Consider the following 19,421-nt stretch of genomic DNA (forward strand, 5'->3'; position numbering starts at 1 on the left):
ACTCTCACACAACATCATTGCGCGATGTTTATGTGAATATCTTTCAAGGTATTGATAAGGCGATGGAATTTCGCCCCGCGAAATGGTCGCTAAATTGGCGTTTTGTGCTGTTTTGTTCTATAAAGTGACTTTATCGATTCTGTTGAGAAAGATATCTGAATAGTGTCAGATCTAACGCCACCACCCGGTTCCGAAGATATGAATGGCGGCCCGAGCGGCCCTACAGGTATCGAGCCGATCTCTATTATTGAGGAGATGCAGCGCTCCTATCTCGATTACGCGATGAGCGTTATCGTTAGCCGTGCGCTGCCTGATGTGCGCGATGGCTTGAAGCCGGTACATCGTCGTATTCTCCACGCCATGAACGAGATGAACCTCGCTTACAATCGCCCCTACCGTAAATCGGCAGGTGTGATCGGTGAAGTGATGGGTAAATACCATCCGCATGGCGATGCATCTATTTATGACGCCCTCGTGCGTATGGCGCAGGACTTCTCGTTGCGCGACCCTCTCGTCGACGGGCAGGGGAATTTCGGTTCCATCGATGGCGATCCGCCAGCGGCAATGCGTTATACCGAGTGCCGTCTGGAAAAAGTCACTGAATCCCTTCTGTCGGATATCGATAAGGATACGGTTGATTTTCAAGACAACTATGATGGCCGCGAGCGCGAGCCAATGGTTTTGCCTGCGCGCTTTCCAAATCTTCTCGTCAATGGTTCGGGCGGTATTGCGGTCGGTATGGCCACCAATATTCCTCCGCACAACCTTGGTGAAGTCATTGACGGTTGCGTAGCGCTGATTGAAAATCCAGCCATTGAGCTGGAAGAAATCATGGAAATTATCCCCGGTCCGGATTTCCCGACCGGCGGCATCATCCTTGGACGCGCAGGCATCAACTCGGCTTATAGCACGGGTCGTGGTTCTGTCATTATGCGTGGTCGCGTGGCGATAGAGCCAATGCGCGGCGACCGTGAAGCCATTGTTATCACCGAGATTCCTTATCAGGTGAATAAGGCCTCGATGATCGAGAAAATGGCTGAACTGGTGCGCGACAAGCGTATCGAAGGCATTTCTGATCTGCGCGACGAATCTGACCGTGATGGTTATCGCGTCGTGGTCGAGCTTAAGCGCGATGCGGTTGCCGATGTCGTGCTGAACCAGCTTTATCGCTACACGCCTTTGCAGACCTCGTTCGGTTGCAACATGGTAGCGCTGAATGGCGGCAAGCCAGAGCAGATGGTTCTGCTCGATATGCTGCGCGCATTCGTGGCCTTCCGTGAGGAAGTCGTCACGCGCCGCACCAAGTTCCTTCTCAACAAAGCACGCGACCGCGCGCATGTGTTGGTTGGTTTGGCCATTGCCGTTGCCAATATTGACGAGATCATTGCTCTCATTCGTCGTGCGCCAGATCCGGCAACGGCTCGTGAACAGTTGATGGAACGTCGCTGGCCTGCAGCCGATGTTGCGCCACTTATTCGCCTGATCGATGATCCGCGTCATGCGATCAATGCAGACAATACCTATAATCTGTCTGAAGAGCAGGCACGTGCGATTCTTGAATTGCGCTTGCAGCGTTTGACTGCACTTGGTCGTGATGAAGTTGCGGATGAGCTGAACAAAATCGGCGAAGAAATCCGCGATTATCTGGACATTCTTGGCTCGCGTATCCGCGTGATGACAATCGTCAAAGAAGAGATGATTGCCGTTCGCGACGAGTTCGCCACGCCGCGCCGCACCGAGTTTGGTCTTGGCGGCGCTGAAATGGACGATGAAGACCTCATCGCTCGCGAAGACATGGTCGTCACCGTCAGCCATGCTGGTTACATCAAGCGTGTGCCGCTCGCGACCTATCGTGCGCAGCGTCGTGGCGGCAAGGGCCGCTCCGGCATGGCAACGAAGGACGAGGATTTCGTAACCCGTCTGTTTGTTGCCAATACGCATACGCCGGTGCTGTTCTTCTCCTCACGCGGTATCGTCTACAAGGAAAAAGTCTGGCGTCTGCCAGTCGGTAATCCGCAGTCGCGCGGCAAGGCACTCATTAATATGCTGCCGTTGCAGCAGGGTGAGCGCATTACCACGATCATGCCATTGCCGGAGGATGAAGAATCCTGGGCAAACCTCGACGTCATGTTCTCGACAACGCGCGGTACGGTGCGCCGTAACAAGCTGTCGGACTTCGTTCAGGTCAATCGTAATGGCAAGATCGCGATGAAGCTGGAAGACGAGGGCGATGAAATCCTCTCGGTCGATACCTGTACCGAATTCGACGACGTGCTTCTGACTTGCGCCGGTGGCCAGTGCATTCGCTTCCCTGTCACTGATGTTCGCATCTTTGCTGGTCGTAACTCGATTGGTGTGCGCGGTATCAACCTCGCGGATGGCGACAAGGTTATTTCGATGGCAATTCTGCATCACGTCGATGCGGATGCTCCTGAACGTGCAGCCTATCTCAAGCGTTCGATTGCAGAGCGTCGCGCGCAGGGTGCCGACGATGCGGATGACATTGTTGTTGTTGGCGAAGACGTCGAAAACGAAGCTGAACTCAATGATGAACGCTATCAGGAACTGAAAGCGCGTGAGCAGACCGTTCTGACCGTTAGTGAATATGGTTACGGCAAGCGTTCTTCGTCTTATGAGTTCCGCGTTTCGGGTCGTGGCGGTAAGGGCATTCGTGCAACGGATACCTCGAAGACCGACGAAATTGGCGAACTGGTAGCTCTGTTCCCAGTCGAAGCAAGCGATCAGATTTTGCTTGTTTCCGACAAAGGTCAGCTGATCCGCGTGCCGGTCGGCGGTATTCGCATTGCCGGACGTTCGACCAAGGGCGTTACCATCTTCAATACGGCTGACGGCGAAAAGGTCGTTTCGGTCGAGCGCATTTCGGAAACCGAAAGCGATGAAGAGAATGGCGCTGTGGAAGCTGAGGGTTCAGCTTCGGAAGGTGAAGCGCCTGTAGCAGGTGGCGAAGAATAAGAAACAGTCTCGATGAGGGACATTCCTTCAATAGAAAAGGCCGGTGGCGGAAGCCATCGGCCTTTTTGAGATGTATCCGCATAATTTTTTAAGCCGATATCGGCTTAATATAAAATTATGCAAGATTTTCAGTTGTTAGAGCGACCTTTGTGCGCCTGAAGGGCGCACGGCGCTCTAATACTGGAGGGAACTGACGATCTTTAAAATAAGCAATTAATGTGAACGCAATTTACGCATGGTACTCAAGCTGAATGCTGCGGGACGAACTCGGTTACGCTTTGCTTCATTCTCTTCCAGAAGCAGAATAATCGCCGATGCAGCCATTGCTACCATCATGGATAATGCCAGAAGAAATATCATCATCGCTGTATCCTTTCATTATAGATACGCTTGAGAAGCAAAAAGGTTGCACCGAACCTGCGCCCATGCTGGTAAACTGGTTGTGAATCCCGTGTGAAATCGTGTTTCATTGCTCATTCAATTTGTTTTCTTGGTTTCTGATTTCTTTCAATTGTGGTTGTTGTTGAAAATCTGATGAGAAAAGGCTAGCTGGAAGAAATGACGATCGCGATTTATGCGGGTTCTTTCGACCCGGTCACAAACGGCCATATGGATGTGCTCAAAGGCGCGCTTCGCCTTGCCGACAAGGTTATTGTCGCGATTGGCGTTCATCCTGGTAAAAAGCCGCTGTTCAGCTTTGACGAGCGCGTCGCGCTTATCAATGCCAGTGCGGAGGCTTTGCTGGGCAAGGATGCAAAGCGCGTTTCGGTAATTTCGTTTGATGCGCTTGTGATTGATGCCGCGCGCAAACATGGCGCCAAGCTGATGGTTCGTGGTCTGCGGGATGGTACTGATCTCGACTATGAAATGCAGATGGCAGGCATGAACGGAACCATGGCGCCGGAATTGCAAACCGTCTTTCTGCCCGCCGATCCGGCTGTGCGCACAATTACTGCCACATTGGTTCGCCAGATTGCCTCAATGGGTGGCGATATAATGCCCTTCGTTCCCGCCTCTGTTGCTTCCGCTCTGGCAGCAAAATTCAAATCCTGATTCAGGGAGTTTCTTGATTATGTCCTTTATTCGTTCGGCTTTCGCCGCAGCCACCATTGTTGCGCTTTCGCAGGGTGTAGCCTTTGCTGCTGATACTCTCAATTTGCAGCTTAAAGACGGAAATGTTGCTATTGAGCTCGCACCGAACCTTGCGCCAAAGCATGTTGCGCAGATTGAAAAGCTGGTGAAAGAAGGCGCTTATGATGGCGTTGCATTCCATCGCGTGATTCCGGGCTTCATGGCGCAGACCGGCGATGTGAAGTTCGGCAATGTCGATAAGGGCTATAATGCATCGCGCGTTGGAACCGGCGGTTCGGACATGCCCAACATTCCGGCTGAGTTTTCTAAGGAACCATTCGTGCGCGGTACGGTTGGTATGGCGCGCAGTCAATCACCAGATTCGGCCAATTCGCAGTTCTTCATTATGTTCAATGATGGTGCATTCCTGAACGGTCAGTACACTGTCGTTGGCAAGGTTGTCAGTGGAATGGACGTGGTTGATAAGATCAAAAAGGGTAGCGAATCTGACAATGGTTCGGTTGAAAGCCCTGACAAGATCGTCAAAGCCACGATCACCAAGTAAAAATAGATTCAACGCGTATCCCTGTCCCAAAAATCATTTAAACTTTTGCGGATACGCTCAATAGGAGAGGCCCGATGGCTTATAAAGACCCGGAAAACACACTCGTTCTTGAAACCACCAAGGGCAATGTTGTTATCGAACTCTTTAACGAACTGGCTCCTGGCCATGTTGAACGCATCAAGGAACTGGCACGTGAAGGCGCTTATGACGGCGTTGTGTTCCACCGCGTTATCGACGGCTTCATGGCACAAACCGGTGACGTAAAGTTCGGTAAAACCGGCGGCGCACATTTCAACGGCTCGCGCGCTGGCATGGGCGGTTCTGATAAGCCTGATCTGAAGGCTGAGTTCTCGAACGTTTCGCACAAGCGCGGTACAGCGTCTATGGCGCGTGCGCAGAACCCGAACTCGGCTAACTCCCAGTTCTTCATCTGCTTTGGCGATGCATCATTCCTCGATCGCCAGTACTCCGTTTGGGGTCAGGTTATCGAAGGCATGGAAAATGTTGACCAGATTAAGCGCGGCGAACCTGTTACCGATCCAGACATGATCGTCACTGCACGCATCGCTGCTGACATTTAATTCTGTCGTTTCTATAGAAATATAGCGGCTCCGGTTTTGCCGGGGCCGCTCTTGCTTTGATGCATTTCCGAAAGTGGAAGTGCTTTAACGAGGTTTACAATGCGTGTTGATCTTTTCGATTTCGATTTGCCGGATGAGAGCATTGCTTTGCGTCCAGCAGAGCCGCGTGATCATGCCAAGCTGTTGCGCGTGCGTCCCGGCCAGCCGTTCGAAGATCGACAGGTGTTTGAACTGCCTGATCTGTTGCAGCCGGGCGATGCGCTCGTTTTCAACGATACAAAGGTTATTCCCGCACAGCTAGAAGGCATGCGAGAGCGTGAAGGCAATATTTCTCAAGTGAGTGCGACGCTTCACATGCGCACCGGCCCTGATCGTTGGAAGGCATTTCTGCGTCCTGCCAAGCGCGTGAAGGAAGGCGACCGCATCCGTTTCGGTCATTCTGGTTCAAGCTGCTTTATGGGCACGCTTGATGCAACTCTTGCCGAAAAAGGCGATGCAGGCGAAGTGCTGCTGGTGTTCGATCTTTCTGGCGCAGCTCTTGATGAAGCCATTGCCGCCGTAGGCCATATTCCTTTGCCGCCTTATATTGCATCCAAACGCGCGGAAGATGAGCGCGACCGCAGCGATTATCAGACCGTCTATGCGCGCGAAGAGGGTGCTGTTGCGGCCCCAACAGCTGGTCTGCACTTCACGCCGGAACTGCTCGCAAAAATCCGCGAACGCGGCATCGAAGAGCATTTCGTGACGCTGCATGTGGGGGCAGGCACCTTTTTGCCGGTCAAAGCCGATGATACAACAGACCACAAGATGCATTCAGAAATCGGCTATGTTTCGCAAGAAGCCGCTGATGCGCTCAATGCCATTCATGCGCGCGGTGGCCGCGTGATTTGCGTCGGTACAACTTCGCTGCGCCTCATTGAGAGTGCTGCCGGTGAAGATGGTATTATCCGACCATGGGCAGGCCCGACCGATATTTTCATCACGCCGGGCTATAAGTTCCGGGCGGTTGATTTGCTGATGACCAATTTCCATCTTCCGCGCTCGACGCTTTTCATGCTGGTGTCAGCCTTCAGTGGTTTTGAAACCATGCATGAAGCTTACAAGCGCGCAATCGAGACAGGCTATCGCTTCTATTCTTATGGCGATTCAAGCTTGCTCGAACGAGGTTAGCCGAAACGGTTTCCTTTTCAGTCAAAATTATTTAGAGACACGGCATGACCAGCGAAAATTTTGAATTCAAAGTGCTTGCGCGTGATGGCGCAGCCCGTCAGGGCGAAATCTCCATGCCTCGCGGCGTGGTGCGTACGCCTGCCTTCATGCCGGTTGGCACAGCCGGAACCGTCAAAGCCATGTATATGGATCAGGTGAAGGATCTGGGCGCGGATATTATCCTCGGCAACACCTATCATCTGATGCTGCGTCCGGGTGCGGAACGCGTGGCGCGTCTTGGTGGTTTGCATGAATTTGGTGGCTGGAAAGGCCCGATCCTCACAGATTCTGGCGGCTTTCAGGTTATGTCGCTCGCGCAACTGCGTAAGATCGATGAAACAGGCGTGACTTTCCGTTCGCATATCGACGGCAAACCTTATGAAATGACGCCGGAGCGTTCCATCGAAATTCAGGGGCTTCTGGATAGTGATATTCAGATGCAGCTTGATGAGTGCGTGGCGCTGCCATCACCTGAAAAGAACACCGAGCGCGCCATGGAAATGTCGTTGCGCTGGGCTGAACGCTGCAAGGTTGCCTTCGGAACACAGCCGGGTAAGGCGATGTTTGGCATCGTGCAGGGCGGTGACAATGCGCGTCTGCGTGAACGCTCGGCAGAAGCGCTGAAAGCCATGGACCTCAAGGGGTATTCGGTTGGTGGTCTGGCCGTTGGTGAGCCGCAGAGCGTCATGCTCGATATGCTGGAAGTCGTTTGCCCGATTCTGCCAGTGGAAAAGCCACGCTATCTGATGGGCGTTGGTACGCCAGATGATATTCTGAAATCGGTTGCTCGTGGCATCGACATGTTTGATTGCGTGATGCCAACGCGTGCCGGTCGTCATGGTCTGGCGTTCACACGCTTTGGTAAGGTGAATTTGCGCAATGCGCGCCATGCTGATGATCATCGTCCACTGGATCCAGAATCAAACTGCCCGGCAACGCGTGATTACAGCCGCGCTTATTTGCATCATCTGGTCAAATCCGGTGAAGCGCTTGGCGGCATGCTTCTGACTTGGAACAATCTGGCCTATTACCAGTATCTCATGCAGGGCATTCGTGCAGCGATTGCAGAAGGCCGTTTTGAGGATTTCGCGGCTGAAACGACAGCTGGATGGGAGAGGGGCGATATCCCCGCTCTCTAAAACAATTAAAACGCGCCTCAAAGGGCGCGTTTTTCATATGCAGCGATTAGCCAGCTTCGAGCAGCGTTTCTAATCGACAAATTAAAGAGTGTCGCTCTTCGTCACTGACAATATCACAATCAAGCAATCGACCACATTCGAGGCCGGAAACTGCTAGATAGGTAATCAGCACGAGATTTCGATCCGATGCATCTTCGAGCATTCGGTCGAGCAACGCGCGGTGGTAATGTCTGACCGGGATCATGAAGTCCGGGTTTTCTACCAGAGCAGCCAGAATGCCGCTTGCTGGTGGCTCATCATCTGCCTGGACGCGAAAAACATCGAAAAAAGCACGCGCAACCTGATTCTTACCGCCACTTTGAAGCTTCTCCTGAACCTCCATCGCGTGTTCATGCACCTTCATATATTCTTCGACCACGCCTTCCAAAAGTTTGGCTTTGGTCGGAAAAGAATAGAGCAATCCACCTTTTGAAAGCCCCGCACGTGCGGCCACTGCGTCGAGTGAAATATGCGCGGGACCGACTTCCTGAGCGAGTTCAACAGCTGCTTTAAGGATACGTTCGCGCGAAGAGACCTTCTTTTTTGTCGTCAATTCTGTGGGTCTCCTGACAGTTCAATAGTTGACAATACCGTCCAGACGGTACAGTTATTTGATCCAAACATTCAAGTAAAATACGCGCGATTTTTTGCCGAGGCAGAAACGCGCTTGAGCCGCCCTGGAGTGCAGCCGCAATGATCAAACGCCTTATTCTGGCAATAATCTTTCTCGTGATCGTCGTGGGGGGGCTCGTCGGTTTTAACCTGTTCAGAACGCAGGCGATTAAGGACTTCTTCGCCAATATGCAGCAACCGGCTAAGACGGTTTCTACAATCACCCTTGAACCGACGACGTGGACGCCAGGCATTGAAGCGATTGGTTCGGCCAACGCGCTCAATGGTGTTGATCTGACAGTTCAGGTCAACGGTATTGTTGATAAAATCGACTTTAAAGCCAATCAGGAAGTGAAGCAGGGCACAGTTCTGCTCCAGCTTGAAAACAGCATTGAGACGGCTGATCTGGTTGCAGCGAAAGCCGAAGCCGTGCTTGCAGACCAAAATTTGAAGCGTGCTGAAACGCTGCGCACACGTGGCGTAGGCGCGGTTTCCGACGTTGATACAACAGCTGCGGCGGCAAGCGCCAAGCAAGCCGCTGTTGCCAAGATGCAGGCTGTTCTTGATCAGAAGACTGTAACAGCGCCTTTCACCGGCGTTATTGGTATTCCTAAGGTTGATCTTGGGCAATATCTGACGCCAGGCACGATTATCGGAACCCTGCAGGAAACCGATAAGATGCGTATCGATTTCACGGTGCCAGAGCAGTCGCTTCCGTTGCTTAAGCTCGGTCAGCCGGTGAAGGTTGGTCCAAGCATGGAACAGCTCAATTATAGCGGCACCATCGTCGGTATCGATCCAAAAATCGACCCTTCGAGCCGTCTGGTTTCGGTGCGCGCTGAAGTTCAGAATGATGAACCACGCCTCACACCGGGACAGTTCGTTCAGGTCCGCGTTGAGCTGCCAAAAGAAGACAATGTATTGGCACTGCCGATGACGTCTGTCGTTCGCAGCCTTTACGGTGATTATGTTTACGCAGTTCGTCCCACACAGCCAAAAGAAGGCGACAAGGCTCCTGAAGGTGAAGCTGCAAAGCAGGTCGCACAGCAGGTTTTCGTGAAGATTGGACGCAGTTATGGCGGTGTTGTGCAGATTAACGATGGCCTCAAGGCTGGAGATGTTGTGATCACGGCGGGCCAAAACCGGCTTTCAGCGGGGACAACAGTAACGATTGACAACACAGTCAATCCTATCCCTGCAGCTGACAAGTAATAGGCGAGCGAGATGAGTTTTTCCGATATTTTCATCCGGCGACCCGTACTTGCTACAGTGGTCGCCCTCATGATCATTCTCCTCGGCCTTCAGGGTATCGCACAGCTTTCTGTGCGCGAATATCCGAAAGTCGATGAAACTGTTATCACTGTCTCGACCGCTTATGCGGGTGCGAGTGCCGAGCTTATTCAGGGCTTTATCACGTCACCGATTGCTGAATCGGTGGCAACCACCGAAAACATCGATTACGTCACGTCGTCCAGCCGCCCATCGTCGAGCACGGTAACGGTTCAGATGAAGCTTGGCGCCAATCCTGATGCGGCGCTCACCGAGGTGATTGCCAAGGTCAATCAGGTTCGCGGTAATTTGCCAACGCAATCTGATGACCCGGTGATCGTCAAGGGAACGGGGCAAAGCTTTGCGACCATGTATCTGGCCGCGCAGAACCCCAACATGACCAGCGAACAGATCACTGAATATCTGGAACGCGTCATGCAGCCGCGTATTTCCACTGTTCAGGGCGTGGCGAAGGCTGAAATTCTGGGTGGTCAGGTCTATTCGATGCGCGTTTGGATCGATCCGATCCAGCTTGCAGCGCGACAGGTGACGGCTGCAGAAGTGCTCAACGCGATCAATGCGTCGAACTTCTTGTCCGCGCCGGGCCAGACGAAAAACGAGTATGTTGCATCTTCGATCACGCTTGAATCGACATTGCAGACGCCAGAAGCGTTTGGCGCAATGCCAATCAAGTCGACGGGCGATCAGATTGTTCGTCTGCGCGATGTTGCTAAGGTAGAACTTGCGGCGAAGAGCACAGATACGATTGTTTCGTTCAACGGTTCTGCCGGTACATTCCTTGCAATTTACCCAACGCCGTCAGCCAACCCAATCGATGTTGCAACTGCGTTTAAGAAAGAATTGCCAGCTATTCAGGCATCTCTGCCTGAAGGTATGACGCTTGATCTCGTTTATGACGCGACCGAGCAGATCAGCTCGTCGATCAGTGAAGTTTTCACCACCATCGGTGAAGCTGTCGCAATCGTTATTCTGGTTATCATCGTCTTCCTCGGCTCGTTCCGCTCGGTTCTTATTCCGATTGTGACGATCCCGATTTCGCTGATTGGCGTTTGCTTCTTTCTTTATATCCTCGGCTTTTCCATCAACCTCCTGTCGCTGCTTGCGATGGTGTTGGCGATTGGTCTGGTGGTCGATGACGCGATTGTGGTTCTGGAGAATATTCACCGACATATCGAAGAAGGATTGCGTCCTATGGATGCGGCCTTCAAGGGTATGAAGGAAATTACCGGCTCCATTATCGCGATGACGATTACGTTGGCTGCTGTGTTCGCACCTCTTGGCTTTACCGGTGGTTTGACCGGATCGCTGTTCCGCGAGTTCGCCTTCACGCTTGCGGGCGCGGTTATCATATCCGGTGTCGCCGCTTTGACGATCTCGCCGATGATGTGCGCACGCATGCTCAAGCATGGCGAAGCGTCGCGGTTCCAGCAATTCATCGACCGGAATTTCAAGAAGCTCGAAAAGTGGTATCATGGCATGGTATCGGGCTCGCTGAACTACCGCCCGATTACACTGATGATCGTTATTGCTCTTGTTGGTCTGACAGGCTTCCTGTTTGTCAACACGTCGAGCGAACTGGCTCCTGAAGAAGATTCAGGCGCGCTGTTCTCGATGTTTCAGGCTCCGCAATATGCGACCTCTGCTTACACCAACCTCTATGCAGAACAGATCGACAGTCTGACCAAGGACCTGCCTGAACTGGATACTCGTTTCCAGATCGTTGGCATGGATGGCGGTACAACGTCCGGTATTGCGCTTTGGGTTCTGAAGGACTGGTCCGAACGGACACGCTCGCAAAAGCAAATTCAGGAAGACCTGACTGCGAAACTGACAAAGGTTGCTGGCGTAGACGCATTCATTTTTGCGCCTCCGTCACTGCCGGGTGCTGGTGGTGGTCTGCCGATCTCGATTGCACTTCAGTCAACCGGACCATCCAGTCAGGTGTTTGAACTGGCCGAAGAAATCAAGAACGAAGCACAAGCATCGGGTCAGTTCATCATCGTTCAGAACTCGATGTCTTATAATGCACCCCAAACGACGATCACCATTGATCGTGACCGTGCTGCGACGCTTGGTGTTCAGGTCAGCGATATCGGTTCGACGCTTGGTCTTTTGACGGGCGGTGCAAAAATTGCGCAGTTCGACCGTGATTCCAACAGCTATGACGTCATCACTCAGGTGCCCGATGCTTATCGCTCGACACCGGAAAAACTCGGCGAATTCTTTGTTCGCAGTGTTTCTGGCGAAATGGTTCCGCTGTCGTCGGTCATTGAAATCAAGCAGAATGCTTCGCCTGCCGCTATTGAGCAGTTCAACCAGCTCAACTCGGCGACGATTTCTGCTTTGCCAATGCCGAGCGTCACAACAGGTCAGGGCCTGCAAACGCTCGTGAATCTGGCGCAGCAGAAGATGCCGGAAGGCTTCTTCCTCGATTATTCCGGACAGTCGCGTCTGGAAGTCGAGCAGGGTAACACGATTATGATCGCCTTCGGCCTTGCCGTTATCGTGATTTATCTGGTGCTTGCGGCGCAGTTCGAAAGCTTCCGCGATCCGTTCATCATCATGATGTCGGTTCCGCTTTCGATCTTCGGCGCGATTGTTCCGCTGAACCTTGGTCTTGGAACGCTCAACATCTACACGCAGGTCGGTCTGATTACACTTGTGGGGCTGATAACCAAGCACGGTATTCTGATGGTGGAATTCGCCAATCAGCAGCGTCGTCTGCATGGTCATTCGCGTCGTGAGGCGATCATTCTTTCCGCAGAAACACGCCTGCGTCCGATTCTCATGACTACGGCTGCAATGGCGCTGGGTGTTGTGCCGCTGATCATGGCAAGCGGCGCGGGTGCGGCAGCACGTTACTCGATGGGCTTGGTGATCTTCACTGGCATCACCATCGGTACGATCTTCACGCTGTTCGTGGTGCCGATGTTCTATACGTTCATCGCCAAGAAGGATGTGGAAGGCGAGTATTTGCCATCGCAGGAAGATGGCAAAGAGCCGGCGACTGCATCCCATCACTGAAACTTGTATTGAATAATAAGATTAAGGGCGGCCACATGTGGGCCGCCCTTTTTGTTGGGATCAATTTGCATTCCAACTGTTCCACACCATATGAGCTAGCATGATACCTTTATCCGTACTCGATCTTTCACCCGTCCCTGAAGGCAGCGATGCAGGACAGTCTCTGCGCAACACGCTAGAGCTTGCGCAACAGGCTGAAAAGCTTGGCTTCACACGCTATTGGCTGGCCGAGCATCACAACATGCCCGGTATTGCCAGTGCGGCTACCTCGGTCGTCATCGGCCATGTAGCAGCGGGCACGTCCACCATTCGCGTTGGTGCAGGCGGCATCATGTTGCCGAACCATTCGCCATTGGTAATCGCCGAACAGTTCGGCACGCTGGCTTCGCTGTTTCCGGGTCGTATCGATTTGGGCCTTGGGCGTGCGCCAGGCACGGATCAGCTGACGGCACATGCGCTTCGCCGGAATCTTGAAAGCAGCGCCAATGACTTTCCGCGCGATGTCGTGGAACTTCTCAATTATTTCAAGCCAGCCGATCCCGCCCAGCGCGTTCAGGCCGTGCCGGGCGCGGGGCTTAATGTCCCGGTCTGGATCCTCGGTTCGAGTCTGTTTGGCGCGCAATTGGCTGCGATGCTGGGACTGCCTTATGGCTTCGCCTCCCATTTTGCACCGGCTGACATGGAACGCGCTGTAGAGCTTTATCGCGAACGATTTGAGCCGTCCGAATATCTGCAGAAGCCTTATGTCATGCTTGGGCTTAATGTCATTGCAGCGGATACCGATGAAGAAGCACATCATCTGTTCACGTCGCAATTGCAGGCATTTGTGAACTTGCGCAGCGGCCGTCCGGGCAAGTTGCCTGCGCCTGTCGCAGGTTATCAGGAGCAGCTCGATCCGTCAGCGCAGGCACTGGTTCGCCAGATGCTCTCATGTCGTGTCGTGGGTGGTCCTGAAACAGTCGACAAGGGCATTCGTGAATTTGCCGAACGCACTGGTGCGGATGAATTGATGGTGACGGGCATGATCTATGACCATCAGAAGCGTCTTCGTTCTTATGAGATTGTCAGCAACTCGATGGCGTGAGGATCGAACTCGCGATTGACCTCAGTAAGAAGCCAATCGCGGAAAGCTTTGACTGCAGGCGTATTTGCACGCGCCTGCGGTGTCACAAAGTAATAGCTGCTCGGACTTTTGACTGTGTGCTGATAAGCCACCACAAGCTGCCCGCTTTCAATTTCGGCACTGATCAAAAATAGCGGCATCAGTGCAATCCCAAGACCTGCGACGCAAGCCTGAGAAACATTTGAGAACTGCTCGAAGCGCATTCCGCTTGCTACGGGCGCCGCAATATTAAGGCTTTTGAACCAGTGGCTCCATGCGCCGGGGCGTGATGCCATGTTGAAAAGTGGCAGGCGCAACAGGTCATTCGGCTCGGTGATGGCGTGCTGTTTCAGAAAAGCTGGACTGCAAACAGGCGCAACCGTTTCCTCCATCAAAAATGTACAATCGGCATTCGGCCAGTCCGGTTGGCCAATATGGATTGCCGCATCAAGGCCCTCGCGTTCAAAGTCGAACTGGCCAATGCGGGTGGCAAAATTCAAAATAATATCCGGATATTGCGCGACAAAACGCGGGATTCTCGGGATCAGCCAACGGGTGCCAAAGGTCGGCAGAAATGCAAGATTGAGCGTTGTCCCACGCATTTGTGACATGACCTGCAATGAGGCTGCACGAATAGAGGCAAGGGCAGGACTTATTGCATGAAGATAGGCGCGTCCGGCGTCTGTCAGCATGACATGGCGGCTGGTGCGATCAAACAGCACGGCGCCAAGCTGTTCTTCCAGCAAAGCGATCTGACGACTAACTGCACCTTGCGTTAAAGACAGCTCTTCCGCAGCGCTCGAAAAGCTCTCGTGTCGCGCCACTGCATCAAAGGCTGCAAGCGCGCTCGTGGATGGAAGCAGGCGTCTCGAAAGTGAAATCATCATCTATTACTAAATGGAATAGATCGATGAGTAAACGTAAATTGCATGTCGGATAATGCTGCGCCATAGTCTCGCTAACCGAATTTGAGGAGATTATTGATGTCGCGTGCCGCATTTAACTGGGAAGATCCGTTTCTGCTTGATGAGCAGCTGACCGAAGACGAGCGGATGATCCGCGACTCGGCGCAGGCTTTCGCGAGCGATGTTCTGTTGCCGCGCATTGAAAAAGCTTATCTTGATGAAACGACAGATCCGGATCTGTTTCGTCTGATGGGGCATGCTGGCCTTCTTGGTGTAACGCTTCCCGAGGAATACGGCGCGGCCAATGCTGGTTATGTTTCCTATGGTCTGGTGGCACGCGAAGTTGAGCGAATCGATTCCGGTTATCGTTCGATGATGAGTGTTCAGTCGTCGCTCGTCATGTATCCGATCTATGCTTATGGCTCCGACGAACAGCGCAAAAAATATCTGCCGGGTCTGGTTTCCGGCGAATTGATCGGCTGCTTTGGTCTGACTGAGCCTGATGCCGGTTCTGATCCTGCTGGCATGAAAACCCGCGCCGATAAGATTGATGGCGGCTATCGCATCAGCGGTTCAAAAATGTGGATTTCCAATTCGCCGATTGCCGACGTTTTCGTGGTCTGGGCCAAGTCGACTGCCCATGACGGTGCGATCCGTGGTTTTGTGCTTGAAAAGGGCATGAAGGGTCTTTCTGCCCCCAAGATTGGTGGAAAGCTTTCGTTGCGTGCGTCGATCACTGGCGAAATCGTTATGGATGGCGTGGAAGTATCGGAAGATGCATTGTTGCCGAATGTATCGGGCCTTAAGGGTCCGTTCGGCTGTCTCAACCGTGCACGCTATGGCATTTCATGGGGTGTGCTGGGCGCGGCAGAAGATTGCTGGTTCCGCGCACGTCAGTATGGTCTTGATCGCAAGCAGTTCGACAAGCCGCTGGCCGGCACGCAGCTTTATCAGAAGAAGCTTGCCGATATGCAGACAGAAATCACGCTTGGCTTGCAGGCGTCGCTTCGTGTTGGTCGTCTGTTTGACGAAGGCAAAATGGCACCTGAGATGATTTCCATTGTTAAGCGCAACAATTGCGGCAAGGCGCTCGATATTGCGCGCCAGGCTCGCGACATGCATGGCGGCAACGGTATTCAGATCGAATATCACGTCATGCGCCACGCGCAAAATCTTGAAACCGTCAACACCTATGAGGGTACGCATGATGTTCATGCGCTGATTCTCGGACGTGCGCAGACCGGAATTCAGGCGTTCTTCTAAAGCATGTCTCCCAAAAGTGGGAACCGGTTTGGGATAAAGACATGCTTCAAAACAAAGGAATAGAGCGAGCGTGGTGGCTACAATTAAGCGCAACACGCTCTGATCGCTCGAAAAGGTTTTGAGAAATGCAAAATACACCGCTTGCGGGTCTTAAAGTCATTGAGCTGGCCCGCATTTTGGCAGGTCCATGGGTCGGACAGACACTGTCCGACCTTGGTGCCGACGTCATCAAGGTCGAAAGCCCTGAAGGTGACGACACCCGCACATGGGGGCCGCCATTTATCGAGGTTGAAGGCGAAAAATCGGCAGCCTATTTCCACGCCTGTAATCGTGGCAAGCAATCGATTATTGCTGATTTTCGCTCTGATGAGGGCAGGGAGCTTGTGCGCAAGCTGGTTGCCGATGCGGATGTGGTAATTGAGAATTTCAAGCTCGGCGGTCTTGATAAATACGGCCTCGACTATGAAAGCCTGAAAGCAATCAATCCGAGGTTGATCTATTGCTCAATCACGGGTTTTGGCCACACCGGGCCTTATGCAGAACGTGCAGGTTATGATTTCATGATCCAGGGCATGGGGGGCATCATGGATTTGACTGGCGAGCCGGATGGGCAACCGCAGAAGATTGGGGTGGCTTTCGCAGACATTTTCACTGGGCTTTACAGCATCATCGCTATCCAGTCGGCACTCATCATGCGTGAGCGCACAGGTAAGGGGCAGCATATCGATATGGCGCTGTTTGATTGCATGTCGGCGGTTCTTGCCAATCAGGCGATGAATTATCTGGCGTCCGGCGTTTCGCCCAAGCGTATGGGCAATGCGCATCCAAATATCGCGCCTTATCAGACGCTGCCTGTATCGGACGGTTATTTCATTATCGCCTGCGGCAATGACGGGCAGTTTGCAAAACTGACGGCTTTGCTGGGAATCGGTGAAATCGCCCGCGATTCCCGCTTCCTCACCAATGCATTGCGCGTCGCCAATCGCGATGCACTGACAGCAATGCTTGAAGAGCGTACAACGCAATGGTTACGGGATGATCTTCTGGCAACGCTTGCTAAGGCAGGGGTGCCCGCCGGGCCGATCAACACGGTTGAAGATGTGTTTGCCGATCCACAATTCATCGCGCGGCAGATGAGAATCGATCCCGATGGTGTGCCGGGCTTGCGTACGCCAATTCGATTCTCGGACGCCGAACTGAAGCTCGACAGGCGATCACCGAAACTGGGCGAGCATAAGAATAATATATAATAAAAAACCCGCTTAATGCGGGTTTTTTATTGAATTAGTCGTCGGTGGCGACCATCACATCTGACGCTTTGACGACGGCATAGGCGGTTTTACCGACCTTGAGATCAAGCTCATCAACGGCTTCATTGGTGATTGACGAGGTAACAACGACACCATTTCCAATATCAATACGGATATGCGCCGTGGTTGCACCCTTGGTGACATCGACGATTGTGCCTTTGAGGCGATTGCGTGCGCTGATTTTCATTGTTTCTTCCCATCGTTGATTGGCGTCTGCATGATGCAATAAAGCATTTTAGCAGGTTGGATAACATCTCAAATTCGAGAAACTATTCATTGCTGCAGCGCAAAAAATCTAATTTGTCTCAGGGAAGAGAATGGTGCGGTCGAGAAGACTCGAACTTCCACGGGTTGCCCCACAGCGACCTCAACGCTGCGCGTCTACCAATTCCGCCACGACCGCACTGTGTGGTAGAAGCTGAACAATGTCAGCGAGAGGGCATTTAGCAAAACAATTTCGACTGCACAAGGCCATTCTTCAAGTTCATAACAATTGAATGAAATTAATTTATCAAACTCTTAAATACATGATTTAAAATACAAAAAAGCTTCGCATCATCTGGAGTAAACCAGATAGCAAAGCTTCGATACAAACAGATCAATATATTTTGGGAAAGAATGGTGCGGTCGAGAAGACTCGAACTTCCACGGGTTGCCCCACAGCGACCTCAACGCTGCGCGTCTACCAATTCCGCCACGACCGCACTGTGTGGTAGAAGCTGAACAATGTCAGCGAGGAGCCATCTAGCAAATCGATCCGACAGGCACAAGCCTATTCTTTAGCGAGTTTCAATCTTTTTTGAAATATCGGTGAAATATCGAATTATTAAGCACTTATGCTCTGTAGGCGCCTGATATCTTCCAATCGTTTCACTGTTTCCGCATAACCAATGTCTATTGCTTCAGAGGCGCGGTGAAAGTCTGCAAGGCCGATTTGCCCAACAGTTGGCATCAAGGAGACATCAGGCGGATCACCAGCCATACGAGCGCGGGAAATGCGGTCCTGAATGATGTTGAAGGCTTCCATCATAACGCCGGTAATACCAAGGCGGCCTTCATTTCCGCCATGAATCATCTCGCTTAACGTGTCGGGATGTGATTGTGCGTGTTTGATAACAGCGGCACGTCCGAACTGATCGTAATGCAAATTCACAGCTAGCACTAAGCGCTGTTCATAAGCGCGACAGACAGATACCGGCACGGGATTGACGAGGGTTCCATCAACGAGAACGCGTTCCTGCCAGCGAACCGGCTCGAATATGCCGGGCAGGGCATAGGATGCACGCATGGCCTCAACCAGAGGCCCCGTTGAGAGCCAGATTTCATGACCTGTGCGCAATTCTGTGCATACGGCCACAAAAGGTCGGTCAAGATCTTCGAGACGCAGACCATCAAGGTGTTCGCGCATTCGGCTATCAAGCTTCATGCCACCGAAAAGGCCGCTGCCGCGCAAGGTTATGTCCAGGAGGTTGAACATGCGTCGTCGTGTTAAGCTACGTGCAAACTCTTCCAGCTGATCGAGCTTCCCTGCAAGATAGCAACCGCCGACCAGTGCGCCGATTGATGTGCCGGCGATCATTTCGATTTCGATACCCGCTTCATCAAGAGCGCGAAGTACGCCGATATGAGCCCAGCCGCGTGCTGCGCCGCCGCCTAATGCGAGTGCGATTCGTCGTGGCTCAGGTCGGGCTTGAGGCTTGGCGATTTCGGCACCTTCGATGTTCAAAGGCTGCGAACTGGCTGCTTTACGCTTTTGACCCCAAGGGAACATATCGATCAACACCTCTTGTTTCGGTGAGTTTATCAAAACACTGTAGCGAAACAATAAATGTTAAAAATAACGGTTCGGAAAAATTGAAGCGCATCACGAAAGGTGCGAAGTGGTTTTCTGGGCGCGCTCTAGTGATCGTGATCGCAGGAGCCTTCAATCGAAAGGCTAACCTGACCATTTTCGGACTGAACCTGTCGGTAAAAACACGAGCGGCGTCCTGTGTGGCAGGTTGGACCATCACCAGCAACGCGAACTTTCAGCCACAGCGCGTCCTGATCGCAATCGGTGCGCAGTTCTATCACGCTTTGCAGATTACCGGAGGTCTCGCCTTTTCTCCAAAGCTTGGATCGCGAGCGCGACCAGTAATGAGCGATTCCGGTTTCAAGCGTCAGGCGCAACGCTTCGTCATTCATATGCGCAACCATCAACAACTCGCCATCCTGTGCGTCAGTGACGACTGCAGTGATAAGGCCGGAAGCGTCAAAGCGCGGCATGAAAACCGCACCTTCTTCAATTGCCTTCTTGTCGGAAGGCTGTGCTGGAAAACTGCTCATTTTTGCGCCTGAT

Annotated in this window: 17 protein-coding genes and 2 tRNA genes; 11 read left to right on the forward strand and 8 right to left on the reverse strand. The window is 52.6% G+C overall.

Features of this window, described 5'->3' with window-relative positions; all coding sequences use genetic code 11:
• Nucleotides 1-198 precede the first annotated feature (198 nt).
• Nucleotides 199-2,973, forward strand: coding sequence for a DNA gyrase subunit A (gyrA, locus tag J2782_RS02930; RefSeq protein WP_310011047.1), 2,775 nt, complete (start codon nt 199-201; stop codon nt 2,971-2,973).
• Nucleotides 2,974-3,186: 213 nt separating this feature from the next.
• Here gyrA and J2782_RS02935 read toward each other — a convergent pair whose 3' ends face one another.
• Nucleotides 3,187-3,336, reverse strand: coding sequence for a hypothetical protein (locus tag J2782_RS02935; protein ID WP_250039823.1), 150 nt, complete (start codon nt 3,334-3,336; stop codon nt 3,187-3,189).
• Nucleotides 3,337-3,531: 195 nt separating this feature from the next.
• On the opposite strand from J2782_RS02935, the gene coaD reads away from it, so the two are divergent.
• The 5 genes from coaD to tgt all read left to right on the forward strand — a co-directional run bounded on the left by coaD (nt 3,532) and on the right by tgt (nt 7,538).
• Nucleotides 3,532-4,026, forward strand: a complete 495-nt coding sequence (gene coaD, locus J2782_RS02940; RefSeq protein WP_310010057.1) for a pantetheine-phosphate adenylyltransferase — start codon at nt 3,532-3,534, stop codon at nt 4,024-4,026.
• Nucleotides 4,027-4,045: 19 nt separating this feature from the next.
• Complete coding sequence (locus J2782_RS02945) at nt 4,046-4,609, forward strand: peptidylprolyl isomerase (RefSeq protein ID WP_310010058.1); 564 nt, start codon at nt 4,046-4,048, stop codon at nt 4,607-4,609.
• A gap of 74 nt (nt 4,610-4,683) precedes the next feature.
• The gene (locus J2782_RS02950; protein ID WP_250039827.1) at nt 4,684-5,190 is read left to right on the forward strand and encodes a peptidylprolyl isomerase; all 507 of its coding nucleotides are present in this window, start codon (nt 4,684-4,686) and stop codon (nt 5,188-5,190) included.
• 99 nt (nt 5,191-5,289) lie between these two features.
• Nucleotides 5,290-6,360 (forward strand): tRNA preQ1(34) S-adenosylmethionine ribosyltransferase-isomerase QueA, encoded by a 1,071-nt coding sequence (gene queA, locus J2782_RS02955; protein WP_310010059.1) that lies wholly within the window; start codon nt 5,290-5,292, stop codon nt 6,358-6,360.
• Nucleotides 6,361-6,404: 44 nt separating this feature from the next.
• On the forward strand, nt 6,405-7,538 hold the full coding sequence (tgt, locus tag J2782_RS02960) for a tRNA guanosine(34) transglycosylase Tgt (RefSeq protein WP_310010060.1): 1,134 nt from the start codon (nt 6,405-6,407) through the stop codon (nt 7,536-7,538).
• 46 nt (nt 7,539-7,584) lie between these two features.
• On the opposite strand, the gene J2782_RS02965 is transcribed toward tgt, so the two are convergent.
• Nucleotides 7,585-8,130, reverse strand: a complete 546-nt coding sequence (locus J2782_RS02965; RefSeq protein ID WP_310010061.1) for a TetR/AcrR family transcriptional regulator — start codon at nt 8,128-8,130, stop codon at nt 7,585-7,587.
• A 140-nt stretch (nt 8,131-8,270) separates the two neighbouring features.
• Here J2782_RS02965 and J2782_RS02970 point away from each other — a divergent pair, with 140 nt between their 5' ends.
• The 3 genes from J2782_RS02970 to J2782_RS02980 all read left to right on the forward strand — a co-directional run bounded on the left by J2782_RS02970 (nt 8,271) and on the right by J2782_RS02980 (nt 13,587).
• Nucleotides 8,271-9,401 (forward strand): efflux RND transporter periplasmic adaptor subunit, encoded by a 1,131-nt coding sequence (locus J2782_RS02970; RefSeq protein WP_310010062.1) that lies wholly within the window; start codon nt 8,271-8,273, stop codon nt 9,399-9,401.
• 12 nt (nt 9,402-9,413) lie between these two features.
• Nucleotides 9,414-12,503 (forward strand): efflux RND transporter permease subunit, encoded by a 3,090-nt coding sequence (locus J2782_RS02975; RefSeq protein WP_310010063.1) that lies wholly within the window; start codon nt 9,414-9,416, stop codon nt 12,501-12,503.
• Nucleotides 12,504-12,603: 100 nt separating this feature from the next.
• The gene (locus tag J2782_RS02980; RefSeq protein WP_285534707.1) at nt 12,604-13,587 is read left to right on the forward strand and encodes an LLM class flavin-dependent oxidoreductase; all 984 of its coding nucleotides are present in this window, start codon (nt 12,604-12,606) and stop codon (nt 13,585-13,587) included.
• Here J2782_RS02980 and J2782_RS02985 read toward each other — a convergent pair.
• On the reverse strand, nt 13,557-14,489 hold the full coding sequence (locus J2782_RS02985) for a LysR family transcriptional regulator (RefSeq protein ID WP_310011048.1): 933 nt from the start codon (nt 14,487-14,489) through the stop codon (nt 13,557-13,559). The genes J2782_RS02980 and J2782_RS02985 overlap by 31 nt on opposite strands.
• Nucleotides 14,490-14,588: 99 nt before the next feature.
• On the opposite strand from J2782_RS02985, the gene J2782_RS02990 reads away from it, so the two are divergent.
• Together J2782_RS02990 and J2782_RS02995 are read left to right on the forward strand one after the other, a co-directional pair.
• Nucleotides 14,589-15,773, forward strand: coding sequence for an acyl-CoA dehydrogenase (locus tag J2782_RS02990; protein WP_310010064.1), 1,185 nt, complete (start codon nt 14,589-14,591; stop codon nt 15,771-15,773).
• A 125-nt stretch (nt 15,774-15,898) separates the two neighbouring features.
• Nucleotides 15,899-17,023, forward strand: a complete 1,125-nt coding sequence (locus J2782_RS02995; RefSeq protein ID WP_310010065.1) for a CaiB/BaiF CoA transferase family protein — start codon at nt 15,899-15,901, stop codon at nt 17,021-17,023.
• 34 nt (nt 17,024-17,057) lie between these two features.
• Here J2782_RS02995 and J2782_RS03000 read toward each other — a convergent pair whose 3' ends face one another.
• The 5 genes from J2782_RS03000 to hisI all read right to left on the reverse strand — a co-directional run bounded on the left by J2782_RS03000 (nt 17,058) and on the right by hisI (nt 19,408).
• Nucleotides 17,058-17,270, reverse strand: coding sequence for a TOBE domain-containing protein (locus J2782_RS03000; protein WP_064320641.1), 213 nt, complete (start codon nt 17,268-17,270; stop codon nt 17,058-17,060).
• A 131-nt stretch (nt 17,271-17,401) separates the two neighbouring features.
• A tRNA-Leu gene (locus J2782_RS03005) sits at nt 17,402-17,486 on the reverse strand.
• Between the two features lie 216 nt (nt 17,487-17,702).
• Nucleotides 17,703-17,787: transfer RNA gene (locus J2782_RS03010), tRNA-Leu, on the reverse strand.
• A 122-nt stretch (nt 17,788-17,909) separates the two neighbouring features.
• Entirely contained in the window at nt 17,910-18,854 is a 945-nt protein-coding gene (locus J2782_RS03015; protein WP_310010066.1) for a patatin-like phospholipase family protein, read from the reverse strand.
• A 128-nt stretch (nt 18,855-18,982) separates the two neighbouring features.
• Complete coding sequence (hisI, locus tag J2782_RS03020; RefSeq protein WP_310010067.1) at nt 18,983-19,408, reverse strand: phosphoribosyl-AMP cyclohydrolase; 426 nt, start codon at nt 19,406-19,408, stop codon at nt 18,983-18,985.
• Nucleotides 19,409-19,421 lie beyond the last annotated feature (13 nt).

The organism is Brucella pseudogrignonensis (assembly GCF_031454375.1).
Taxonomy (GTDB): domain Bacteria; phylum Pseudomonadota; class Alphaproteobacteria; order Rhizobiales; family Rhizobiaceae; genus Brucella; species Brucella pseudogrignonensis_A.

What these genes read in the sequence shown, in the direction of transcription:
- J2782_RS02970 (WP_310010062.1), top strand. Translation starts at nt 8,271, where the DNA reads ATGATCAAACGCCTTATTCTGGCAATAATCTTTCTCGTGATCGTCGTG.
- tgt (WP_310010060.1), top strand. Translation starts at nt 6,405, where the DNA reads ATGACCAGCGAAAATTTTGAATTCAAAGTGCTTGCGCGTGATGGCGCA.
- J2782_RS02990 (WP_310010064.1), top strand. Translation starts at nt 14,589, where the DNA reads ATGTCGCGTGCCGCATTTAACTGGGAAGATCCGTTTCTGCTTGATGAG.
- J2782_RS02980 (WP_285534707.1), top strand. Translation starts at nt 12,604, where the DNA reads ATGATACCTTTATCCGTACTCGATCTTTCACCCGTCCCTGAAGGCAGC.
- J2782_RS03015 (WP_310010066.1), bottom strand. Translation starts at nt 18,854, where the DNA reads ATGTTCCCTTGGGGTCAAAAGCGTAAAGCAGCCAGTTCGCAGCCTTTG.
- J2782_RS02945 (WP_310010058.1), top strand. Translation starts at nt 4,046, where the DNA reads ATGTCCTTTATTCGTTCGGCTTTCGCCGCAGCCACCATTGTTGCGCTT.
- hisI (WP_310010067.1), bottom strand. Translation starts at nt 19,408, where the DNA reads ATGAGCAGTTTTCCAGCACAGCCTTCCGACAAGAAGGCAATTGAAGAA.
- coaD (WP_310010057.1), top strand. Translation starts at nt 3,532, where the DNA reads ATGACGATCGCGATTTATGCGGGTTCTTTCGACCCGGTCACAAACGGC.
- J2782_RS02985 (WP_310011048.1), bottom strand. Translation starts at nt 14,489, where the DNA reads ATGATTTCACTTTCGAGACGCCTGCTTCCATCCACGAGCGCGCTTGCA.
- J2782_RS02975 (WP_310010063.1), top strand. Translation starts at nt 9,414, where the DNA reads ATGAGTTTTTCCGATATTTTCATCCGGCGACCCGTACTTGCTACAGTG.
- gyrA (WP_310011047.1), top strand. Translation starts at nt 199, where the DNA reads ATGAATGGCGGCCCGAGCGGCCCTACAGGTATCGAGCCGATCTCTATT.
- queA (WP_310010059.1), top strand. Translation starts at nt 5,290, where the DNA reads ATGCGTGTTGATCTTTTCGATTTCGATTTGCCGGATGAGAGCATTGCT.
- J2782_RS02995 (WP_310010065.1), top strand. Translation starts at nt 15,899, where the DNA reads ATGCAAAATACACCGCTTGCGGGTCTTAAAGTCATTGAGCTGGCCCGC.
- J2782_RS02935 (WP_250039823.1), bottom strand. Translation starts at nt 3,336, where the DNA reads ATGATGATATTTCTTCTGGCATTATCCATGATGGTAGCAATGGCTGCA.
- J2782_RS02950 (WP_250039827.1), top strand. Translation starts at nt 4,684, where the DNA reads ATGGCTTATAAAGACCCGGAAAACACACTCGTTCTTGAAACCACCAAG.
- J2782_RS03000 (WP_064320641.1), bottom strand. Translation starts at nt 17,270, where the DNA reads ATGAAAATCAGCGCACGCAATCGCCTCAAAGGCACAATCGTCGATGTC.